At 30.9% G+C, this 19,752-nt stretch carries 21 protein-coding genes; 4 read left to right on the forward strand and 17 right to left on the reverse strand.

The features are described 5' to 3' along the window. The first annotated feature begins 146 nt into the window (after positions 1 to 146). From MHN29_RS00540 to MHN29_RS00550, 3 genes are all read left to right on the forward strand, one after another. A complete protein-coding gene (locus MHN29_RS00540) occupies positions 147 to 1,115 on the forward strand; it encodes a M23 family metallopeptidase (RefSeq protein WP_150899934.1) in 969 nt (322 codons plus the stop codon). 20 nt (positions 1,116 to 1,135) lie between these two features. Further along, positions 1,136 to 1,465: a MerR family transcriptional regulator gene (locus tag MHN29_RS00545; protein WP_150899935.1), complete on the forward strand. Its 330-nt coding sequence runs from the start codon at positions 1,136 to 1,138 to the stop codon at positions 1,463 to 1,465. A 98-nt stretch (positions 1,466 to 1,563) separates the two neighbouring features. Beyond that, on the forward strand, positions 1,564 to 2,424 hold the full coding sequence (locus MHN29_RS00550) for a hypothetical protein (RefSeq protein WP_235273564.1): 861 nt from the start codon (positions 1,564 to 1,566) through the stop codon (positions 2,422 to 2,424). Here MHN29_RS00550 and MHN29_RS00555 read toward each other — a convergent pair. The 17 genes from MHN29_RS00555 to msrB all read right to left on the reverse strand — a co-directional run bounded on the left by MHN29_RS00555 (position 2,407) and on the right by msrB (position 18,351). Continuing rightward, positions 2,407 to 2,778, reverse strand: a complete 372-nt coding sequence (locus MHN29_RS00555) for a DUF423 domain-containing protein (protein ID WP_235273562.1) — start codon at positions 2,776 to 2,778, stop codon at positions 2,407 to 2,409. The genes MHN29_RS00550 and MHN29_RS00555 overlap by 18 nt on opposite strands. Positions 2,779 to 2,842: 64 nt before the next feature. Continuing rightward, positions 2,843 to 6,547 (reverse strand): metallophosphoesterase, encoded by a 3,705-nt coding sequence (locus MHN29_RS00560; protein ID WP_235273561.1) that lies wholly within the window; start codon positions 6,545 to 6,547, stop codon positions 2,843 to 2,845. Positions 6,548 to 6,642: 95 nt separating this feature from the next. Next, the gene (locus tag MHN29_RS00565; RefSeq protein WP_235273560.1) at positions 6,643 to 7,221 is read right to left on the reverse strand and encodes an NTP transferase domain-containing protein; all 579 of its coding nucleotides are present in this window, start codon (positions 7,219 to 7,221) and stop codon (positions 6,643 to 6,645) included. 4 nt (positions 7,222 to 7,225) lie between these two features. Then, a complete protein-coding gene (locus MHN29_RS00570; protein WP_235273559.1) occupies positions 7,226 to 8,245 on the reverse strand; it encodes an XdhC family protein in 1,020 nt (339 codons plus the stop codon). A 26-nt stretch (positions 8,246 to 8,271) separates the two neighbouring features. Next, on the reverse strand, positions 8,272 to 9,402 hold the full coding sequence (locus MHN29_RS00575; RefSeq protein WP_235273557.1) for an MBL fold metallo-hydrolase: 1,131 nt from the start codon (positions 9,400 to 9,402) through the stop codon (positions 8,272 to 8,274). A gap of 3 nt (positions 9,403 to 9,405) precedes the next feature. Next, positions 9,406 to 10,077 carry an NAD-dependent epimerase/dehydratase family protein gene (locus tag MHN29_RS00580; RefSeq protein ID WP_235273556.1) on the reverse strand — a complete coding sequence of 224 codons (672 nt, stop codon included), beginning with the start codon at positions 10,075 to 10,077 and terminating at the stop codon, positions 9,406 to 9,408. A 5-nt stretch (positions 10,078 to 10,082) separates the two neighbouring features. Beyond that, complete coding sequence (locus MHN29_RS00585) at positions 10,083 to 10,991, reverse strand: AraC family transcriptional regulator (protein WP_235273555.1); 909 nt, start codon at positions 10,989 to 10,991, stop codon at positions 10,083 to 10,085. A gap of 50 nt (positions 10,992 to 11,041) precedes the next feature. Then, entirely contained in the window at positions 11,042 to 11,818 is a 777-nt protein-coding gene (locus MHN29_RS00590; RefSeq protein ID WP_235273554.1) for an SDR family oxidoreductase, read from the reverse strand. A 100-nt stretch (positions 11,819 to 11,918) separates the two neighbouring features. Beyond that, positions 11,919 to 12,524, reverse strand: a complete 606-nt coding sequence (locus MHN29_RS00595) for a hypothetical protein (RefSeq protein ID WP_235273552.1) — start codon at positions 12,522 to 12,524, stop codon at positions 11,919 to 11,921. Between the two features lie 181 nt (positions 12,525 to 12,705). After that, the gene (locus MHN29_RS00600; RefSeq protein ID WP_235273551.1) at positions 12,706 to 14,271 is read right to left on the reverse strand and encodes a YdiU family protein; all 1,566 of its coding nucleotides are present in this window, start codon (positions 14,269 to 14,271) and stop codon (positions 12,706 to 12,708) included. Next, a complete protein-coding gene (locus tag MHN29_RS00605; RefSeq protein ID WP_235273549.1) occupies positions 14,261 to 15,118 on the reverse strand; it encodes an alpha/beta fold hydrolase in 858 nt (285 codons plus the stop codon). The genes MHN29_RS00600 and MHN29_RS00605 overlap by 11 nt, the downstream gene beginning before the upstream one ends. Before the next feature lie 5 nt (positions 15,119 to 15,123). Next, a complete protein-coding gene (locus tag MHN29_RS00610; protein ID WP_150899947.1) occupies positions 15,124 to 15,393 on the reverse strand; it encodes a hypothetical protein in 270 nt (89 codons plus the stop codon). Between the two features lie 6 nt (positions 15,394 to 15,399). Next, positions 15,400 to 16,623, reverse strand: coding sequence for a bifunctional alpha/beta hydrolase/OsmC family protein (locus MHN29_RS00615; protein ID WP_235273548.1), 1,224 nt, complete (start codon positions 16,621 to 16,623; stop codon positions 15,400 to 15,402). Next, positions 16,620 to 17,141, reverse strand: a complete 522-nt coding sequence (locus MHN29_RS00620) for a peptide-methionine (S)-S-oxide reductase (RefSeq protein ID WP_235273547.1) — start codon at positions 17,139 to 17,141, stop codon at positions 16,620 to 16,622. The genes MHN29_RS00615 and MHN29_RS00620 overlap by 4 nt, the downstream gene beginning before the upstream one ends. Next, entirely contained in the window at positions 17,120 to 17,359 is a 240-nt protein-coding gene (locus MHN29_RS00625) for a glutaredoxin family protein (protein WP_235273546.1), read from the reverse strand. Before MHN29_RS00625 ends, MHN29_RS00620 begins: the two co-directional genes overlap by 22 nt. Position 17,360: 1 nt before the next feature. Further along, a complete protein-coding gene (gene msrA, locus MHN29_RS00630) occupies positions 17,361 to 17,900 on the reverse strand; it encodes a peptide-methionine (S)-S-oxide reductase MsrA (RefSeq protein ID WP_235273545.1) in 540 nt (179 codons plus the stop codon). Next, positions 17,893 to 18,351, reverse strand: coding sequence for a peptide-methionine (R)-S-oxide reductase MsrB (gene msrB, locus MHN29_RS00635; protein ID WP_235273544.1), 459 nt, complete (start codon positions 18,349 to 18,351; stop codon positions 17,893 to 17,895). The genes msrA and msrB overlap by 8 nt, the downstream gene beginning before the upstream one ends. 189 nt (positions 18,352 to 18,540) lie before the next feature. Here msrB and MHN29_RS00640 point away from each other — a divergent pair, with 189 nt between their 5' ends. Next, positions 18,541 to 19,749, forward strand: coding sequence for a Pycsar system effector family protein (locus MHN29_RS00640; RefSeq protein ID WP_235273542.1), 1,209 nt, complete (start codon positions 18,541 to 18,543; stop codon positions 19,747 to 19,749). Positions 19,750 to 19,752: the final 3 nt, after the last annotated feature.

Consider the following 19,752-nt stretch of genomic DNA (forward strand, 5'->3'; position numbering starts at 1 on the left):
TAGTATCTTAATTCTGTTAAATTATCATTAAAAAACCGCTTTAGAAAAGAAGTTTTAAAACATTTTGTAAATTTGTGAGTTTCTAAACATAACCCCTTAAAACAAGTTGCTCGTTTAAAGAGCACAAAAATAGTACATTTAGCATTATGGCGAAAGTAAAATATTATTACGACCCAGAGACTTTATCATATCGAAAAATAGAAGCTAAGAAAAGTGAAACTTATAAGAAATCTTTTTTAGGAATTATAAGTGCTTTATTGATTGCTTTTTTCGGTTTTATTGGGTTTAGCCAATTCTTAATGTCGCCTAAAGAAAGAGCGCAAAAGAGGGAGTTAGATAATTTGAAATTACATTATGAGTTACTTTCAAAGAAAATGGAAGAGAGTTCTAATGTTTTAAGAGAGTTACAAGAACGTGATAATAATATTTATAGAACTTATTTTGAAGCAAGTCCTATTCCAGAAGAACAGCGTAAAGCAGGGTTTGGTGGAGTAAATAGATATAAACATTTAGAAGGGTTTGATAATTCTGAAATGGTAAAAAACGTAACTAAAGATTTAGATGTATTAGCAAAGCAAATGGTGGTACAATCTAAATCCTTAGATGAAATTGTTTCTTTGGCAAAAGAAAAAGAAAAAATGTTGGCTTCAATACCAGCTATTCAACCTGTGAAAAATGAGGATTTAAAAAGAATGGCTTCTGGTTATGGTATGCGTTTGCACCCAATATTAAAATCTTGGAGAATGCACAACGGTATGGATTTTACTGCACCAACTGGTACTCCAATTTTTGCTTCTGGAAATGGTAAGATTAAAAAAGCACATCGTAGTTCTACTTTTGGAAAAGTAGTTTATATAGATCATGGATATGGTTACGAAACTATTTATGCACACATGAGTAAGATTGTAGCTAAGAAAGGACAGAAAGTAAAACGTGGCGATTTAATTGGTTATGTTGGAAATACTGGACGTTCTGCTGCTCCTCACTTACATTATGAAGTGCACAAAAACGGGAGAGCTGTAAATCCTATTTATTATTACTATGGCGATTTAACTCCTGAAGAGTTCGTAGCAATGCAAAAAGCATCTCAACAAAAAGGACAATCTTACGATTAATCATTAATTGGCTATGAATAATGTATATTGATTTACCTGATAAAAGATATTATAAGATTGGAGAAGTAGCCAAAGCTTTTGGAGTAAATGTTTCTTTAATACGTTTTTGGGATAATGAATTTGAAGTAATTAAACCTAAAAAGAATGCTAAAGGGAATAGGTTGTTTACCAAAGAAGATGTTGAAAACTTCAAATTAATATACAATTTAGTAAAAGAAAGAGGTTTTACTTTAGATGGTGCGAGGCAAAAACTAAAGAAAAATCCTAAAGAGGTTGTCAATAATCACGAAATCATTAGTCGATTAGAAGCTGTTAAAGCTGAGTTGCAAAAAATCAAGAATCAACTATAATAAAATATAGAAAATGTAGTTGCTTACTTTAAGTAATTAGATTGTTGTGTTTTTCTAACTCATACAATTTAGAAATTGTTAATTCAACTCATTTTATAATGATAAAAAAAAGCCTAATTCTACTATCATTTTTGTTAATTGCTAGCTGTCAAAATTTTGGACAGTTAAAAGTATTAGCCAGTTTACCAGATATTTTAGAAGAAGTTTCTGGAGTTCAAAAAATTAAGAATTCAGATTTATTATGGATGCTTAACGATAGTGGGAATGCTCCTGTTATTTACGGTGTTGATACCAAGGGAAATATTATAAGAGAAGTAGTTGTAAATGCTAAAAACCACGATTGGGAAGATCTTACTTCTGATGATGAAGGGAACTTGTATATTGCTGATTTTGGTAACAATGGTAATAAGAGAAAGAATTTAAAAATCTTGAAAATTAAGAATGAAGATTTATTAAATAATGATGAGGTTGATGTTGAAAAAATAAAGTTCTCATATCCTAATCAGGAAAAGTTTCCACCTAAAAAGAAGAAACGTTTTTTTGATGCTGAAAGCTTGTTGTATAAAGATGGTTCATTATACATTTTTACTAAAAGTAGAGTAAAAGGAAACTACGGAGAAACTAGTTTGTACAAAATACCTGCAGTAAAAGGACGTTACACTGCAAAATATGTTTCATCTTTTGAAGCTTGTAGCGATTTTCATTGTTGGATTACTTCCGCAGCAATATCACCAGATGGGAAAAAGGTTGTTTTGTTAAATCACCAATCGGTTTATGTATTTACAAATTTTACAGGTGATAATTTTATGTCAGGAGATGTAAAAGAACTTCCTTTAAAACATGTTTCTCAAAAAGAGAGTGTTGCTTTTAAAGATAACAATACCCTCTTTATTGCTGATGAGAGAGACCGTTTAGAGGGAGGGATGTTGTATGAGTTTAGCTTAAATAAAGCTCAATAACAACATTGCCCAACCAACAATTAATAATAAGCCTCCTAAAGGAGTAACTGGTCCTAAAAACTTCATTTTTTTACCTTTTGCATCAGACAATACCAAACCGTAAATGCTAAAAGAAAAAAGGAGGATTCCTAAAATAAAAGACCAAGCCATTAATTGATTTGGAGTAGTAAAGTTTATACCTACAAAAAGCAATACAATTGCATGATACATTTGATATTTTACTCCAGTTTCAAACGATTTTAATTGATCGTCTGATAATATTTTTTTTAAAGCATGAGCTCCAAAAGCACCAAAAATTACAGCTAACATTCCGAAAATAGCTCCAGAAATTAATATAGTTTGTTGTGTTATCATAAGAAGAAAAAAGACTTTACGAATGCAATGTAAAGTCTTTATATTTTAAGTTAATAATTACGAATTAAAAAGAGAATCCAATTCCGAAGGCAAATCTATCTTCGTTGGAATTTCCTTGGAAATATGAGATATTCATGGTAAATAAATCGATACCACTTAACCAAACTGATCCACCATAACTTGTATGCCAAGTAGTAGAGTTTGGAGAGTATGGAGACCAAACACGTCCATAATCAAATCCTCCAGTGATTCCTATTTTCATTGGCATAATACCAGTGTTTAAGCGCCCGAAACGTAAACGTAAATCACTTGAATGGTAAAAGCTTTCTGTACCAGTAAAACGTTGACGATTAAAACCTCTTAAGCTTTTATCACCACCTAAAGTTGCTCCTTGATAAAATTCAAAACGATTTCCAATATTGATGTGAGTTCCAATTTCAGAAGCAAAAACTAAAGAACGGTTTTGTACTAAGTTTTGATAAAAAGCTAATGAACTTTTAATGTATCCAAAACGTCTATCAAAATCATCCGACTTTGTTTTAGCTCCAATAGATGCTTCAAAATTCATTCCTTTCGTAGGAAAACTAGCATTATCTACTCGATTGTGGGTAAAACTTAATTCACCACCTAAGAAATAATTTGTGTCGAAAATATTAATTGGTGATTGATTAAAATTGGTAATATTTCTATTTGGAGTGTTTTGAATTTCATAACCTTCAACAGAAGCTGATAGTTTTACAATACTACCACCTCTAAGCCTTCTTAATAATGAAGGAGTAAAGCTTAATTCGCTTCTTTTTACTCTATAAAAATCTAAATCTTCATCCATGTCTCCAGTAGGCATTAAGAATGAAGAGTCATTCCCCCATCCAAAGAAGTTGATAGAATAATTGTCGCTAGTAACTTTTGCTTTTAAATGTAAACTCCAGTTTCCAATAAACTCAGTAAACTCTCCATTGTATTCTACATCATAACCACTTGTTGATGAGTAATAATTTGCGGAAACTATATGTTGACTTCCAAATGGGCGTTTTTTAAATCCTTGTTTAGTATATGTAAGCGTAGCTCCGAAAAAGAAACCATCATCAGGGTTGCTTCCTATATTAGGAAAAACTACGGTTGTGTTATTATTAATATCACGGTGATTGTACGTGTTTTTGAAGTAATTATCAGAACGTAAATCGGCTGTTTCAGAACTTGGATTTACCGTGTTTTTCTTCGATTTGTAATCGTAGATTTTTGTTTTCTTACTCCAACCAGAAACTTTAGATTCATCTGTATAAACATCATGATCTTGCCCTCCAATGATTCGTAATAAAATACCATCATTTACATCTCCTGAAATTAAAAATTCATCATCACCATTTAAACCATATAATTGTACCTCTTTAGTTTCTTTTGTTTTAAATGTACGATTGTAAATTTCGTTATCTTTTCTAAATACAGTTATATTGGTTTCATCATCATTTAAACGTTTGATAATAAATTTATCTTTTTTATCAGTTCCAACTACATAAACAATTTTTGCTTGTTTTTCGTAATAACGTTTAGCTATATCTTTTAACTTGTTTCTACGTGCTTTTATTTTAACAATGGTTTCTTCACCATCAATATCATAAATAGATTTAGGTAGTTGTTTAATAGCATTTTCAATTACTTCATCGGTTAAGTTCTTTTGAATGTAATCGGCTTGTTTATACCAATCATCTAGAGTTAATTTATTTAAAAATTCAGCATCAAAGAATCGAGGGTAATTGTTATACCATTTCATATCTTTAATATCATCTTCAAAAGTTTGCATGTTTTTTACTAAAGGAGCAAACTGTTGAAAAAGTGGAATCATAACTCCATCAAATTTAGAAAATGGCTGATCTCTATCTCTTGGAATAGGGCGATAAAAAGTTTTTCCATCATCAGTTTTAAAAGAAGCCCAACGCCATTGGTCTTCGTGTCTATCCCAATCACCAATAACCATGTCAAACAAACGAGAACGTATTGCCCAATCTTGATCTACTGAGTGCTTACCATTCTTTCTTATTTTCTCTAAAACATCAAAGGTGTTTACTATTTTCTTTGAGTTTCCAAAGTTGTCTAATTCGCTCCTATCTCCAGCAGGACGTTCTTCCAGTAAGTATAAACTTCCTCCAAAAATATCATTGTATTGTCCTAAAATTGGTTGTTTAGGCATGTAATATAACTTAGGATTGGTATGGTAAATATTTACCGATTTAGCCATATCTGGAATAACAAATGCTGCATAAGGATGCGACATGGTAAAGATATCCTGAACTACATCTACTAAAAATGTACCTTTTAAAATACCTCCCATAATACGACTTCCATCTTTTACAATAGATCGTAAAACGTATTGTTTACCCTCTGGATTTTCTAATCGTAGTGAGTTGGTTTGGTTTCCTCCACCTCTTCGAATTGGTTTTAAACCACCGTAAACTTTGTCAAGTTCTAAAACAGGAACTTTTACCTTTTTACCATATTTTTCTCTATGTAAATCGCCCCACATAAATTTATGGAAGCCACTTACTTCTGTACTTTCTTTATCATAAATAGATGTTTCTACGAATTCTTTGTGAGCGTCATATTCTGGGAAACTATTATACTCTTGTGTTTTCTTAGGTTTTATAATTTCCTTACTAAATAATAATTTGTTTCCATCTTTTTCATTTGCCGAATAAAATTCAACAATAGCAGAACCATCTGTATAATAATTTAAAATAGCATATCCATGATTTCCATAAGTAAATTGAGCTCCATAGTTTGCTAAGGCAGCTGACTCTTTTGAGCCTGAACCACTAATTATTTGTTTGAATTTCCCGTAATTAAGAATGTTTTCGTCTACTGGGTTGTCTTCAATATATTGCAAGTTGTGTTCATGACCAGATACAAAAACAATATTTTGTCTAAAGTCACCAGCAATAGTTTGTAGTTGTTTTACAAAATCAGTGTAGTTTTTATTAAAAATATCGGTTTGAATTCCTACATGAGTACGTAATCCGTTTTTTAATGTTCCTAGAATAGGAAATGGTTTCATATGGTCTTTAAAAGAATAACTTCCTCCATGAGGCCCATTACTAAACATTGGGTGATGCATTGCTACCACAACATTTTTGTAACGGTTCTTTTTAAATAATCCCCAAACTTCATCAATAAAACGTTCACGTGTTTTAATATCACAGTCTTCGTTAATAGTAGGGTGTTTGTCCCAATCGGCAATAAACCAACGGCTATCAATAATAATTAATGTTATGTCGTCGTTTATTTCAACCTTTTTTAAACCACAACCATCTTCTGGTAAAAAAGAATTTTTGCCTAAGGCTTTTTCTACTATTTTCTCTTGACGCTTTAATCCTTTTAATCCGTTATACCAATCGTGATTACCAGGAATAAAAATTGGTTTCCCTTTGAAGTCTTTTACAGCATCAATTTGCGTTTGTATTCTATGTTCAGCTAAAGCTCTTTCTTTACTACTTTTTTTAGGTACTCCATAAGGATATACATTATCACCTAAAAATAAAGCTGTCGAATTTTTATCTGATTTGTTTAAGGCTGCTTGAAAGTAGGTTAAAGATGGGATTGTTTTTCCCATTTCTGCATTACCTGCATCTCCAATTAAATAAAAGGAATGTGCTATTTTTTTATTGGTAGTTACTGTTTTTGGAGCTGTCTTATCAGCATACTTTGCATTGTAAGAAGCACAACCAATCAGCAACATAATTGTTATAAAATATAGAAATGATTTTACTGAATTCATGGTTTGGTGTTTAGTAGTGTAAATTTACCTCTTTTTTACCATTAGAGCTACAAAGTGGCTATAAAATAAACGGTTTTAGCAGCTTGTTTTAAATGCTAAGAATCGATTAAGTTTTTATAATCTTTAAGTGTATCAATATCAACTAAATTAGTTGGGGGCATTTTAATAATTGCAGAAAGATTTTCTTTCAAAAACATCTTTGCACCATTGTCTCCTTTTAATGTTTTTAAATCATTAAAATATGCTTTTGGGAAAACTACGGGAACTCCTGCTTTTTCATTATAGTTTGAAGCTATAATTTTTTCTGGATTTTCAGAGGATGTTTTGATTAGCTCATTAAGATATTCGCTTGTAATATTTGGTTGATCTGCCAACATAATTAATACATTATCATAGTTTTCTTCAACTTGAAGTATGCCTGCAATTATACTTGAGCTTAACCCTTTTTTATAATTCGGATTTGTAATAATAGGAACTTCGTTTTTCTGTACTATTTTCTCTAAAGTTTTTTTATTTGCTCCCAAAACACAAAAAACACTATTAGCATTTGATTGTATTGCGGTTTTAAGAGACCAACCTAAAAGAGTTGTTTTTTTATATGGGAGTGCTTGTTTTATAGTTCCCATTCTTGATGAACTTCCTGCTGCTAATAAGATAATTGCGGTTTTTTGCATATAGTTAACTATGAATTCGACCTGTTACTTTTTTTAATGAGAACACCTCTTTTTTACGAATTACTGATAGTATTTCTGCTAAAATAGATAAGGCTATTTCTTCGGGTGTTTCTGCACCAATGTTTAATCCGGCTGGGGTATGGATTTTTTCAAGAAAATTGTCGGATACTTCAGGAGAAAATTCAAACAGTTCATCGAATAATTTTTCTCGTCGTTTGGCTGCTCCTAAAATTCCTATATAAACAGGGTTTTGTTCTTGTAGTTTTATTAACCAACGTAGGTCGTATGTAAAATTATGATTCATAATAACCACAGCTGTATCTTGGTTCATGTTTTTTAAATCGATAACTTCTGGAGTTTGTGCTATTACCGATTTTGCTCCTGGAAAATCAGATAATTGTTTTGGGTCTTTAATTGATGTAACTACATCAACTTCCCAGCCTAGTTGTACAGCTTGTTTGCATAGTTTTACAGCATCGTGTTCTCCACCAATAATCAATAAACGAAATAATGGAGATAAGGTTTGAGAGAATACTTGTAAATCTTTAAAGTTTGCAGGTTCATTTCCTTCAAAAAAAGAAAAGTTTTTATTGTTTTGAAATTTAATTATAGAACTAAAGTTTCCGTATGCTTCATCTTCTTTTTTATAAAAAGATTGAATATTAAATGATTCTCTATTTTCTAAACTGTTGGTAAATACATTTATAAATTCTGAAGAAATTTTAAAAGGCTCAAGTAGTATGTACAAAATACCTTCACAACCTAATCGATAGCGACCATCGTAAGTTATTATTTTAGATACTCCAGTTTCAAAAACTGTTTGTGCTCTTCTTTGTACTTCTTTTTCTACACAACCACCACTTACTGCACCTATCATGTTTCCATCGGAAGAAAGTAACATTCTAACACCGGGTTTTCTATAGGAAGATCCATCTAAATCAACTACAGTAGCCAAAACATTATGAATGTTGTTTTGTTGGTTTCGTATAGTTTGTTGAATAATTTCTTTGAATTCGTATGTCATAAGCCATCAATTTACAAAAAGTATTTTTATTCGTTATTCCACCATGCTGAATACGCTTTAATTTTATCTTTAATTATGATTGGTTCACCTATTTTAGGAACAACTAAAGGGAGGTTGAGCTCTGCTGCTTTTTTTGAAACCCTTATAACAGGATCATTCCAATCGTGCATAGCTAAACGAAATGCTCCCCAGTGAATAGGCATCATTTTTTTTGCTTGTACATCTATTCCTGCCTGTACAGTTTCTTCTGGCATCATATGTATTTCAGGCCACATTTTATTGTATTGTCCACATTCCATTAAGGCTAAGTCAAAAGGGCCATATTTGTTTCCAATTTCTTTAAAATGTGAGTTGTAACCGCTATCTCCACTGAAAAATAAATTATCTGTTTCAGTTTTAATAACCCAAGAGCTCCATAATGTACTTCCGTTATTTTCGAATCTTCTTCCCGAAAAATGTTGGGAAGGAGTACAAACAAATTTTATGTTTTGATAATCAATTTCTTGCCACCAATCTAGTTCTGTAATTTTATTATCAGGTATTCCCCAAGCTTTTAAATGTGTACTAACTCCTAAAGGAACGATATAATGTGCTACTTTATTTTTTAAACGTTTAATAGATTCATAATCTAAATGATCGTAATGATCGTGTGAAATTAGGATAACGTCTATTTTGGGAAGCTGTTCAATTTCAATTGGAATTTCTTTATTAAATCTTCGCTGTGCATCTCTTGAAATAGGAGAAGGCATTTCTGTAAGCATTGGATCTATTAGAATGTTTTTATTATTGGTTTGTAATAAAAATGCTGAATGTCCAAACCAAAGAAGTCTAGTTGCTTCTTTATAATTAGCAATATTAGTAGAATCAGCTTTTAATATTGGAAGTTCTTTTTTAGGTTTAGCATTCGGAAATTTTTCAAATAACATTTGTTTTAAAATGTCGATGGTTTTGTCAAATGTCATTTTTTGCTCTATCCCCCCAATATTGTGAAATTTACCATTTTTATAGTTTTTAGATTTTACATATTCTGCTTGTAATTCTTTTGAAACGTTTCCTCCAAATACTGGATTGAAATTAACAAATAGTAGGTATGCAATTATAAAAATTGCAATTATTGAAATAACTGCGATTGTCATTTTTTTAAAAAGTTTTTTCATGAGTTAAGAAAGCTTTTCAGCTAAGACATTTATGTCTTTATTTTCTAAATGTTTTAAGGTTTGTGTATGATGTAAAGAGTTTATCATCGCTAAACCGATTTTTGTAGTAGTTGTAATGTTTTTTGATTTTTTCATTAAACCAAAAAAAGGAGTTAGAAGTATATAAATAATACTATACCAGTTGGTTCTCGATTTGATTCCTTTTTCTGGAATGATGGCTCCAGGACGAAATGCATAAGCATCTTTAAATCCTTTGTTAAAAATATAATTTTCAGTTTTCCCTTTTACACGAGCCCACATACTACTTCCATTTTCTGAGCTATCTGTTCCAGTACCAGAAACGTAATTGAAAACCATATTTGAATTTATTTTATGCAAAACATCAGCAAAAACCTTGACAATATTGAATGTAATTTGTGTGTATTTTTCTTCGTTCATTCCTACGGAAGAAATCCCCATACAAAAGAAACAAGCATCATAGCCTATCAATTTATCTTTGATAGATGTTAGTTGTGAAAAGTCTTTTAGTAAAACTTCTTCTAACTTTGAGTGTTGGATATTTAAAGTAGAACGATTAATTACCAATACTTTTTCAATATTGACATTATCTAAACATTCCAATAATACACCTTTTCCTACCATGCCGGTAGAGCCCGTAATAATTACTCTTTTCATGGTTTTTAATTTTGAGACCTGTATTTTGCGGGGCTTATTCCTGTTTGTTTTTTAAAAAGTTTGCTGAAATGTTGTGGGTATTCAAAACCTAAATCGTAAGCAATTTCACTAACAGAATCTGTTGTGCCTAATAGTTTGTTTTTTGCTTTGTTTACTACAAAAGCATAAATATGATCTTTAGCACTTTTTCCTGTTTCTTTTTTTAATAAATCACTTAAATAGTTTGGAGACATATTTAATTGTTCCCCACAATACTTTACCGATGGAAGTCCCAGTTTTGAAGGTTTATCTGATGAAAAATATTCACGAAGTAATGTTGCGAGTTCTGTTACATGGTCTTGATGAAGATTGGTACGAACATAAAATTGACGGTCGTAATAACGATTACAATAGTCTAAAATAAGTTCAAGGGTAGATATAATTAACTTCTGACTATGCTTATCGATATTCTGATTAATTTCTAATTCAATTTTTTGTACTAAGTCGGTTAATATATCTTTTTCCTCTTCAGATAAGTGTAGTGCTTCGTGTACTTCGTAATCAAAAAATGAATATTGATTTATCGTTTTACCTAATTCAGATTTCCTAATTAAGTCTGGGTGGAATATTAGGGTCCATCCTTTAGCATCTTTGGCTACTTTTTTTTCTTCTATTGAAACTACTTGATTAGGTTTAGAGAAAACCATTGTTCCTTCTTGAAAGTCATAATTGTTACGACCATATCCCATTACACCTTCAATACCATCTTTTAGAGATACTGTAAATAAATCAGAGTTGTATTTAATACCATAAAATTGACTAAAATCTGGGAAATCTTTAGCCCACATAATGGCAATTAATGGGTGTTTCGGAGCTGGTGAACCAAAGGTTTTATTAATTTCAGTAATAGATTTTATATGAATTATTTCTTTCATGTCTCTTTAAACGCTAATCAAGTTTTAATTTATAATACAATATACACTATTTAGACTTCTTGCATTTTGCGTATTTGTTTTAAGATGGTCTTTTTAGGTGTAAAAGGAATTGATTTCATCATTAACTTTTGGCTAAAAGTTAATCCAGAAACAACGTCTAATTTCCCTTGTTCCATTGCTTTATAACCATCTTCAGCTACAGATTTTGCAGTTACAGTTTTTTCAAATAATCCTGTTTCATCCATGCCAGAAGTTTTTGCAAATTCAGTTTCAGTAGCGCCAGGCATTAAGTTGGTTACAGTAACGTTGGTATCGTGCAATTCTTCTGCAATAGCATTACTTAAAAAAGTAACATATGATTTAGTTGCAAAGTAAATAGCTTGTAAAGGCCCAGGCATAAAAGAAGCTGTTGATGAAGTGTTTAAGATTTTACCTCTATTGCGAGCTACCATTGCTGGTAAAAATAAATACATTAACTCTGTTAAAGCAACCATATTTAAGTTTATCATTTGTTGTTGACGCTCCCAAGGCAATTCATGGAATTTACCACGTAAACCAAAACCTGCATTGTTTATTAAGAACTCAACCTGAACGTTCATTTCTTGAATTTCATTATATAGTTCTTTAGCTGCATTTGGTATGCTTAAATCTTTAGCTATGGTTATAACGGTGATGCCGAATTTTACTTCTAATTCAATTTTAAGTTCTTCTAATTTATCTAACCTTCTAGCAACCAGAATTAGATCTCCTTTTTTTTGAGCATGAATTATAGCTAATTCTTTCCCAATTCCACTACTAGCTCCAGTGATTAATGCTACTTTTTTCATGATATATGTTTTTATGTTTTATTTAATTGTTGTTTACAATGCAAAATTATTGTACATGAGTAGGTTAGGTGTATATATATTACAGATTGATGTATACATTTTACTGTTTAGAAGCTTCTTTTAGTAATCTACTTGCAATTCCAGCAGGTCCTTTAGGAAACCAACCTTTTAATAACCATTTTGGTACTGAGCCAATAGGAACAAAATCTGCCGAGATGATAACTTTAGTGGAATTGTCATTAATTTTTTCAAAACTGTATTTGATATTATATATTTCCATACGTTTTACATCTGTCGTTTTATAACTTTTAGGAGCTGAAGTTCCTGTAAAAGCAATTGTAGTATTTGTTTTAGTTGTTTTAAAATTTAGGACAGCATCACTATTAGGCATTGGCCATGGAGCATCAAAATAATAATAAGTAGTCCATTCGGTATCGGATGTTTTCTTTACTTGTTCACTTTTTGTAGTGTTTTCTAAAAATTGTTTATGGTTTTCTGAAACGGAAAAATAGTTTTCAATTTTTTCTATTGAAACATCTCCTTTGGTTTCTGCTGTATAATAAATATGTGTTTTGCCATTGTTTTTTACAATGTCATATTTAACAACAGTTTTTCCATCTTTTGATGTTTTTGTGCTCCAGTTTCTGTTTTGTGAAATTCCATTAATTGTAGTTAATAGGAATATAAAAGCTATTAGTTTTTTCATTGGTTTTAAATTTTACGATTTTAACTTTCAGTTATTTATGGTGTAAAATTATAATGGTTTAATAGGGTGTATGTATACATTTTACTGATGCTTGTATATATATTACAGATGTAAAATTGGAGCATAAAAAAACACCTCATAATTCAAAGAGGTGCTTTTGTAATAATATTAATTTAGTGTTTTACGAACTACAGCTTAGCATAGAACAACCAACTTTATGACGTGCCCATTCAGGTCGTTTTGCAAACCATTTTTCGAATTCTGGTTGTTCTGAATAAGGATTTTTAAATAATGTGTAGAATTCATCAATTAATTTATAATCGCCTTTATCAGCGTCATCTATTGCTAATTGAGCCATATAGTTTCTAAAAACATATTTTGGATTTACTGAATTCATTTTTTGTTTTCTTTCAGTGTCAGAACTGTTTTCTTGTTGTAATCTTTTAAAATATCTATTAAACCAGTCTTCCCAATAATTTTTTATTTCTTGAGTAATTTCATTGGGTGTGTAAAAAGCGTTTTCAACTTTTTTGAAAGCAACATCAATATTATCTTCAATAGAAACATTGGCTAGTTTTCTAAAGAAAATAGTCATATCAGTTTCTGTTAGTTGTAATGTTTCCTCTAAACGACCAATTAATTCTTTATCGTCTTTATGTTCAGAAAATACTCCAATTTTAGACTTAATCATTTGAAGATATTTTTCATTATAAATATCAGAATACTCATCTAATATTTTTTGCAAAGGATCTACTTCTTCAATAATAGGATATAAGGCATTGGCTAGTTTGAATAAATTCCACAGTCCAATATGTGATTGATTTCCGTAACGATATCTTTTATGTTGCCTGTCTGTAGTATTAGGAGTCCATCCTAAATCATAACCTTCTAACCAGCCATAAGGTCCATAATCTATAGTTAACCCTAGTATTGACATGTTGTCTGTGTTCATTACACCGTGGACAAAACCAACACGTTGCCAATGTACAATCATGTCTATTGTACGATTGCGAATTTGCGTTAAAAAGTCAAGATATTTTTGTTTTCCTGTTGATATAATCTCTGGGTAAAAATGTTTTATAGTATAATCAACTAACTCTTGAAGTATTAAATGCTGTTTGCGTGCAGCTAGAATTTCAAAATTTCCAAAACGAATAAAACTTGGCGCTAAGCGTGAAACAATAGCACCTTTTTCATAAGCAGGGTTTCCATTGTATAATACATCACGTAAAACTTGATCGCCAGATAAACTTAGAGATAATGCTCTAGTAGTTGGAACTCCTAAATGAAACATTGCTTCGCTACATAAATATTCTCTAATTGACGAGCGTAATACAGCTAATCCATCGGCAGTTCTTGAATAGGGAGTTTCTCCAGCTCCTTTTAATTGAATTGCCCAACGTTTATTATTGTGTACAACTTCAGTTAAATTAATAGCACGTCCATCTCCCAGCTGTCCAGCCCAATTACCAAATTGATGTCCGCCATAACACATTGCATATGGATGTGTGTTTTCTATAACTTCATTTCCAGTAAATATATTTAGAAATTTGTTAGAGGAAGCATCTTCTGAAGTTAGACCAATTGCTTCTAGCATTTCTTCGGAAACATGTAATAATTGTGGTTTTGCCGTTTTTTTAGGTTCTACATAAGAAAAACAAGCATCTAGAACTTGTCTGCGTGAATTTTCTAATATCTTATCAGCAGGCAATTCAGTATTAAAAGTATCGTGGTTTTTAAGCTTCATTATCTTGAATAAATGAATGGATAAAATTACTAATTTCTTCTGGTTTTTCTTCTTGTATAAAATGTTTAGCGTCTATTTGATGAATGTTCTTACTATTAATTTTTAAATCTTTTGAAACTAACATTTCTTGTGGAGTCCATTTTAAAAACTCATCTTCCTTTCCCCAAATAACCATGGTAGGTATTTGTAGTTTCTTTAATACTTCTTTATAGTTAGGAAGGTTATGACATGTTCTAGAAAAAAAATAATACATAGCTTTATTTTTACCTTCTAACAATGGTTTTTGATATCCTTCTAAATCTGTTTTGGATAGTGTGTTCTCTACAAGTCCCATTTTAAAAAGATTTTTGATGAGAAGATTGTTCGTTATTTTAAAGGTGTATAACGACATTACTATTTTAGTAAAAAGATTTTTTCCAAATCGCATAGGAGGCTTGAAGCCTTCGGTATATATTATTGTGTTTAAAATTACAAGTCTTTTTATTCTTCCAGGGCTCAGTTTACATAATTCCCAAGTCCATAAACCACTTGCATCATGAAAAATATGTGTCCATTCTTTAATTTTTAAAAAATCCATTAACGCTAAAACTCGCTTTGCTTGCTTTTTTTCAATATAAGCATCATAGCTTTTGGGTGAATCACTTGTTCCAAAACCTAGCATATCAGGAGCTATAACTCTGTATCCTTTTTTCACTAATAATGGAATCATTTTTCTATATAACCAACCAGAAGTTGGAATTCCATGGAGTAGAAGCAAGGTAGGTCCAGTTCCTTGATCGATATAAGCTATTTTCCCATCTTTAGTGTTGAAAAATTGTTGAGATTCTCTAAAATCAGAATAGTCCATTGGTGTTAATTTTTATAACTTACATTACAAGTTTCGCATATTAAAATATCTTCTTTTAAGGTAATTTTATCAAGTTTAGAGGCTACTTCATGAATGAAATTATCATATGTATTATGCTCTGGTGTAATATTATTTACTTTAATCTTCTTGTAAAATTCTCCTTCCCACTCCTGTTTTCCCCAGCAGTTAGGGCATACTCCTTCAGGAGCATTTAAGGTGTTATTTCCTTCTGTTCTTGTTTTAAAATAACTTTTTAAATTGTTTATTAGGTTCATAATTTGTTAATTTTCTATGATTGTTGTGTTAAAAATTACTTGGCTAGCTAAAGTTTTATGTACTGGACATTTAGAAGCAATTTCTTTTAATCGTTCTTTTTGTTGTTCATCTAAATTGCCAACAAATTTTAATTTTTTACTGATATGGTCTAGGTATGTAGGTTTTTCTATTTCAATTCCTAAATCATCACTATGTTTTCTAGAATGAGTAACATAAACAAAGACTTCTTGTAAATCCCATTTTTTACGTTCTGCATATAATTTCAAAGTCATAGCTGTACAGGCAATTAGTCCAGCGTTTAAATATTCGTAAGGAGAAGGACCAAAATCATCACCTCCTACAGAAGCGGGTTCGTCTGCAATTAAAGTATGATTCTTAGATTGAATTGTTGTTGTAAAATTATCTTCTACCAAATTTAGATGACCAACTAGCTGTTCTCCTTTAGTTTCTAGCATTGTATTTTCTTTTTGAGGAAAATAACGAGCTACCCATGTCCCTATAACATTACCTGCATAGATACTATCTTTAGGATCTGATAATAAATGATCAGCATTATCTAAGCTAATAAAGCTTTTAGGGTGATGAGCGTTTAAATAAAGTTCCTGAGCATTATTAATTCCTACAATTGTATCTACAGGAGAGTGTAAAATTAATATAGGTTTGCGGAGTGATTTGGTTACCTCTGCTAAGTTTATTTTATCGAAATCAGAAACAAACTCTTGATTAATTTTAAAAGGTCTTCCTCCAATATTTACTTCAACTGAATCTTCATTTTCTATATTTTCAATTCCGTGAGAAAATAAATGTTTTACATGTGCTATATCTGCAGGAGCTCCAATAGTAGCTACCGCTTTTATATTCTCTAATTTAGAAGCAGAAACAATAGCGGCTGCACCACCTAATGAGTGTCCTATTAATAAACATGGAGCTTCAAAATGCTCGGTTATATAGTTGTTTACAGCAATAAGATCATCAACGTTTGCTGAAAAGTAACTTTCAGAAAAGTTCCCTTCGCTTCGTCCTAAACCTGTAAAATCAAAACGTATGACTCCAAACCCATGTTTTGTTAGAGAACGACTAATGTTTTTAACAGCTCCTAAAGTACTACTGCAAGTAAAACAGTGTGCAAAAATAGCATAGTAATTAGGTTTTTGATTTACTGGTAGTTCTAAATAAGCCTGTAGCTTGTAACCTTTTTTATTGGTAATATTAAGTTTTGTTATTCTCATAATGATGGACTTGCATGATTTAGCTTATTTCTATTTACATGTTTGGAAAAATTAGCTAAGAGTATTTTTAATTTTGGGTTGATAAATTTTTCACAAAAAGGTTTTTTAGCATTTGAATAGTAGTAGTTTATTAACCTTTCATCTGAAGCTTTAAATTCTACAAAATCTAATACCTGTGTAATTATTTTTTGATGAAAGTTTTTTTGTAGACTTTTTATGATTTGAGTAGTATCTAACTTTTGTTTTTTTGAAAATACATAAACTGCCGATCTGTATTTTTTTCTCATTGAATGTTGTGATGTACTCTTATGTGTATGAAGATGAATTTCAATTAATGTTTCTAAGGAAATTTCTTCTGGATTAAAGTGTACAATAACTGCTTCTGAAAATGTACTGTCTTCATTAGTGGAAGCAATAAAACCTTGTTCTACTTTATTTACGCCTACTAAAGATTGAAACACGGCTTCTGTACACCAATGACAACCTCCTCCAAATGCTATTTTAGTTTTTGTAACCATTTGTTTAACTCTTTATCTGTCGGATTTCTGAGCCTTTTCTTACCAATGGTAATTGTAGGGAAGTTTAGCCTTCTGTTTTCGTATAAATTGCGTAATTCTTCAGCATATAATTCGTTCTTTTCAACATCAAAAAACGCGTAACTTATGTTACGCGTTTTTAAATAATTTTGGTAGTATTGTGTCTTATGACAACGTTGTGCTCCGTATAATTTAATCATACTATTTCAGTTTATCTGCATGTAATTTTCTGAGTTTTGACAACTTTGGTGTAATAACAAAACTGCAATACCCTTGTGATTGATTTCTAGCGTAATAATCTTGATGTTCCTTTTCTGCTTCGTAAAAAGTAGCTAAAGGACTTATCTCTGTAACAATCGGGTTTTCATAAAAAGGAGCAACCTCTTTTGAAACTACTTCGGCGATTTCTTTTTGTTCATCATTATGATAATATATCACCGATCGATATTGAGTTCCTCTGTCTGCACCTTGTCTATTTAGTGTTGTAGGATCATGTGTTGTCATAAAAATGATTAATATTTCTTGATACGAAATAATATCAGCATCAAAAGTTATTTGTATTACCTCTGCATGTCCTGTTAAACCAGAGCAAACTTCTCTATAAGTTGGATGTCCAGGTGCATTTCCTCCTGAATAACCAGATACAACTTTTAGAACTCCTTTTATTTCTTGAAATACTGCTTCAGTACACCAAAAACAACCACCACCTACAGTGGCAATTTGTATGTTTTTATTATCCATTGTTGTCATCCGTTTCTAGTTGCATAGATTCTGAGTTAATACAATAACGTAATCCACTTGGTTCAGGACCATCTGGAAAAACATGTCCTAAATGAGCATCACAAGTATTGCATAAAACTTCTACTCGAACCATTCCATGTGTGGTGTCGCGATGATATTGTATAGCGTTTTCTTTAATAGGCTGTGTAAAACTAGGCCATCCTGAACTTGAGTTAAACTTAATTGTTGAATCAAATAAAGGAGTGTTACAGCAAATACAGTTATATTGTCCTTCATCATAAACAGAACACAGTTCACCAGAAAAAGGACGTTCAGTTCCTTTTAAGCGTGTAATTCTAAATTGTTCTGGGGTTAATAATTGTTGCCATTCAGCTTCAGTTTTTTCAACTCTTTTATTTGGAGTTGGATTTCCGTTTACAGCAAAATGAATAATGTTGTTCCAAGTTAGCATATTATAGTCCTTTCTGTTTTAATTAAAAATATGAAAATTTTGAACAAAAAATATAGTACATAACCAATTATAATTTTGACCTTGTACTATATTTTAAAGCATTTAACAATAGGGTAGTCGTACTAAACTCAATAAACTTACGTTTAACTAGAGTTAAATATTATTTTTAATTTAGCAAAAACCTTTTTGATGGAAAATTTATTAATTGAAGCGGAGAATTTTGTAATAAACTTTTTGAATGAAAAGTTGAAACCTTCATTTGTATATCATAACCTTTTTCACACGCAACGTGTAGTTGAAAAAACTAAAGAGTTGATTGAAGGGTTAAAAGTTGAAGAAGCTTCTGCTAATAATTTAATTTTAGCAGCATGGTTTCACGATACTGGATATACTGTATCTATGGATAATCATGAGGAAGAAAGTGTGAAAATAGCTGAAAGTTTTCTTAAAGAGAAAAGTGTTTCTGAAGCTATTATTGCTGAGGTTTCTGGTTTAATAATGGCAACCAAGATGGGAACTAAACCTAAAACTGAAGGAGAAAAAATAATTCGCGACGCGGATTGTGCGCATTTAGGAAGTAAGAATTTTAGTGATTATAGTTCTTTGTTAAGAAAAGAGTGGGAGTTAACTAAAGATCATGTTGTTTCTGATATTGAATGGAATGAAGAAAATATTAAGTTTATGACCAAGCATCGTTTTTACACAGATTTTGCTGCCAAAAATTGGAGTAAGACTGAAAGTAAAAACCTAGCTCAATTATTAAAAACTCAGAAAAAAATAAAGCAAGAAAATACTAAGCTTAAGCAGAAAAAGGACGAGCTAGATTTTAAAAAGAATAAGGTTGAGTTACCGGAAAGAGGTATTGAAACCATGTTTCGGGTAGCTTTAAGAAATCACATAACTTTAAGTGATATTGCCGATACAAAAGCTAATATTTTATTATCGGTTAATGCTATTATTATTTCTATGGCATTATCTACGTTGATTCCTAAGTTAGATAATCCATCAAATCATTATTTAATAATACCTTCAATAGTATTTATTGCGTTTACTGTAGCGTCTATTATTTTATCGGTAATGGCAACAAGGCCTAATGTAACTGAAGGAAAATTTACGAAGGAAGATGTAGCGAATAAAAAGGTGAATTTATTATTCTTTGGAAATTTTCATCAAATGAAATTGCCTGAATTTGAGTGGGCTATGGATGAAATGATGAAAGATCGTGATTATTTATATGGTTCACTTACCAAAGATTTATACTTTTTAGGATTGGTTTTAAATAGAAAGTATAAATTGTTAAGAACTACGTATACTGTATTTATGATTGGTATTATAGTAAGTGTAATGGTATTTGCAATAGCATTTCAAATACAAGAGGTAGCAGCTGCTGCTTCATAAAAT

The organism is Tenacibaculum sp. Cn5-46 (assembly GCF_022347705.1).
GTDB classification, from domain to species: Bacteria; Bacteroidota; Bacteroidia; order Flavobacteriales; family Flavobacteriaceae; genus Polaribacter; species Polaribacter aiptasiae.

Coding starts and splice junctions, on each gene's coding strand:
- MHN29_RS00595 (WP_235273552.1), bottom strand. CDS start 12,524: ATGAAAAAACTAATAGCTTTTATATTCCTATTAACTACAATTAATGGA.
- MHN29_RS00590 (WP_235273554.1), bottom strand. CDS start 11,818: ATGAAAAAAGTAGCATTAATCACTGGAGCTAGTAGTGGAATTGGGAAA.
- MHN29_RS00610 (WP_150899947.1), bottom strand. CDS start 15,393: ATGAACCTAATAAACAATTTAAAAAGTTATTTTAAAACAAGAACAGAA.
- MHN29_RS00545 (WP_150899935.1), top strand. CDS start 1,136: ATGTATATTGATTTACCTGATAAAAGATATTATAAGATTGGAGAAGTA.
- MHN29_RS00570 (WP_235273559.1), bottom strand. CDS start 8,245: ATGACATACGAATTCAAAGAAATTATTCAACAAACTATACGAAACCAA.
- MHN29_RS00575 (WP_235273557.1), bottom strand. CDS start 9,402: ATGAAAAAACTTTTTAAAAAAATGACAATCGCAGTTATTTCAATAATT.
- MHN29_RS00640 (WP_235273542.1), top strand. CDS start 18,541: ATGGAAAATTTATTAATTGAAGCGGAGAATTTTGTAATAAACTTTTTG.
- MHN29_RS00600 (WP_235273551.1), bottom strand. CDS start 14,271: ATGAAGCTTAAAAACCACGATACTTTTAATACTGAATTGCCTGCTGAT.
- MHN29_RS00580 (WP_235273556.1), bottom strand. CDS start 10,077: ATGAAAAGAGTAATTATTACGGGCTCTACCGGCATGGTAGGAAAAGGT.
- MHN29_RS00540 (WP_150899934.1), top strand. CDS start 147: ATGGCGAAAGTAAAATATTATTACGACCCAGAGACTTTATCATATCGA.
- MHN29_RS00625 (WP_235273546.1), bottom strand. CDS start 17,359: ATGATTAAATTATACGGAGCACAACGTTGTCATAAGACACAATACTAC.
- MHN29_RS00550 (WP_235273564.1), top strand. CDS start 1,564: ATGATAAAAAAAAGCCTAATTCTACTATCATTTTTGTTAATTGCTAGC.
- MHN29_RS00620 (WP_235273547.1), bottom strand. CDS start 17,141: ATGGTTACAAAAACTAAAATAGCATTTGGAGGAGGTTGTCATTGGTGT.
- MHN29_RS00585 (WP_235273555.1), bottom strand. CDS start 10,991: ATGAAAGAAATAATTCATATAAAATCTATTACTGAAATTAATAAAACC.
- msrA (WP_235273545.1), bottom strand. CDS start 17,900: ATGGATAATAAAAACATACAAATTGCCACTGTAGGTGGTGGTTGTTTT.
- MHN29_RS00555 (WP_235273562.1), bottom strand. CDS start 2,778: ATGATAACACAACAAACTATATTAATTTCTGGAGCTATTTTCGGAATG.
- MHN29_RS00615 (WP_235273548.1), bottom strand. CDS start 16,623: ATGAGAATAACAAAACTTAATATTACCAATAAAAAAGGTTACAAGCTA.
- msrB (WP_235273544.1), bottom strand. CDS start 18,351: ATGCTAACTTGGAACAACATTATTCATTTTGCTGTAAACGGAAATCCA.
- MHN29_RS00565 (WP_235273560.1), bottom strand. CDS start 7,221: ATGCAAAAAACCGCAATTATCTTATTAGCAGCAGGAAGTTCATCAAGA.
- MHN29_RS00560 (WP_235273561.1), bottom strand. CDS start 6,547: ATGAATTCAGTAAAATCATTTCTATATTTTATAACAATTATGTTGCTG.
- MHN29_RS00605 (WP_235273549.1), bottom strand. CDS start 15,118: ATGGACTATTCTGATTTTAGAGAATCTCAACAATTTTTCAACACTAAA.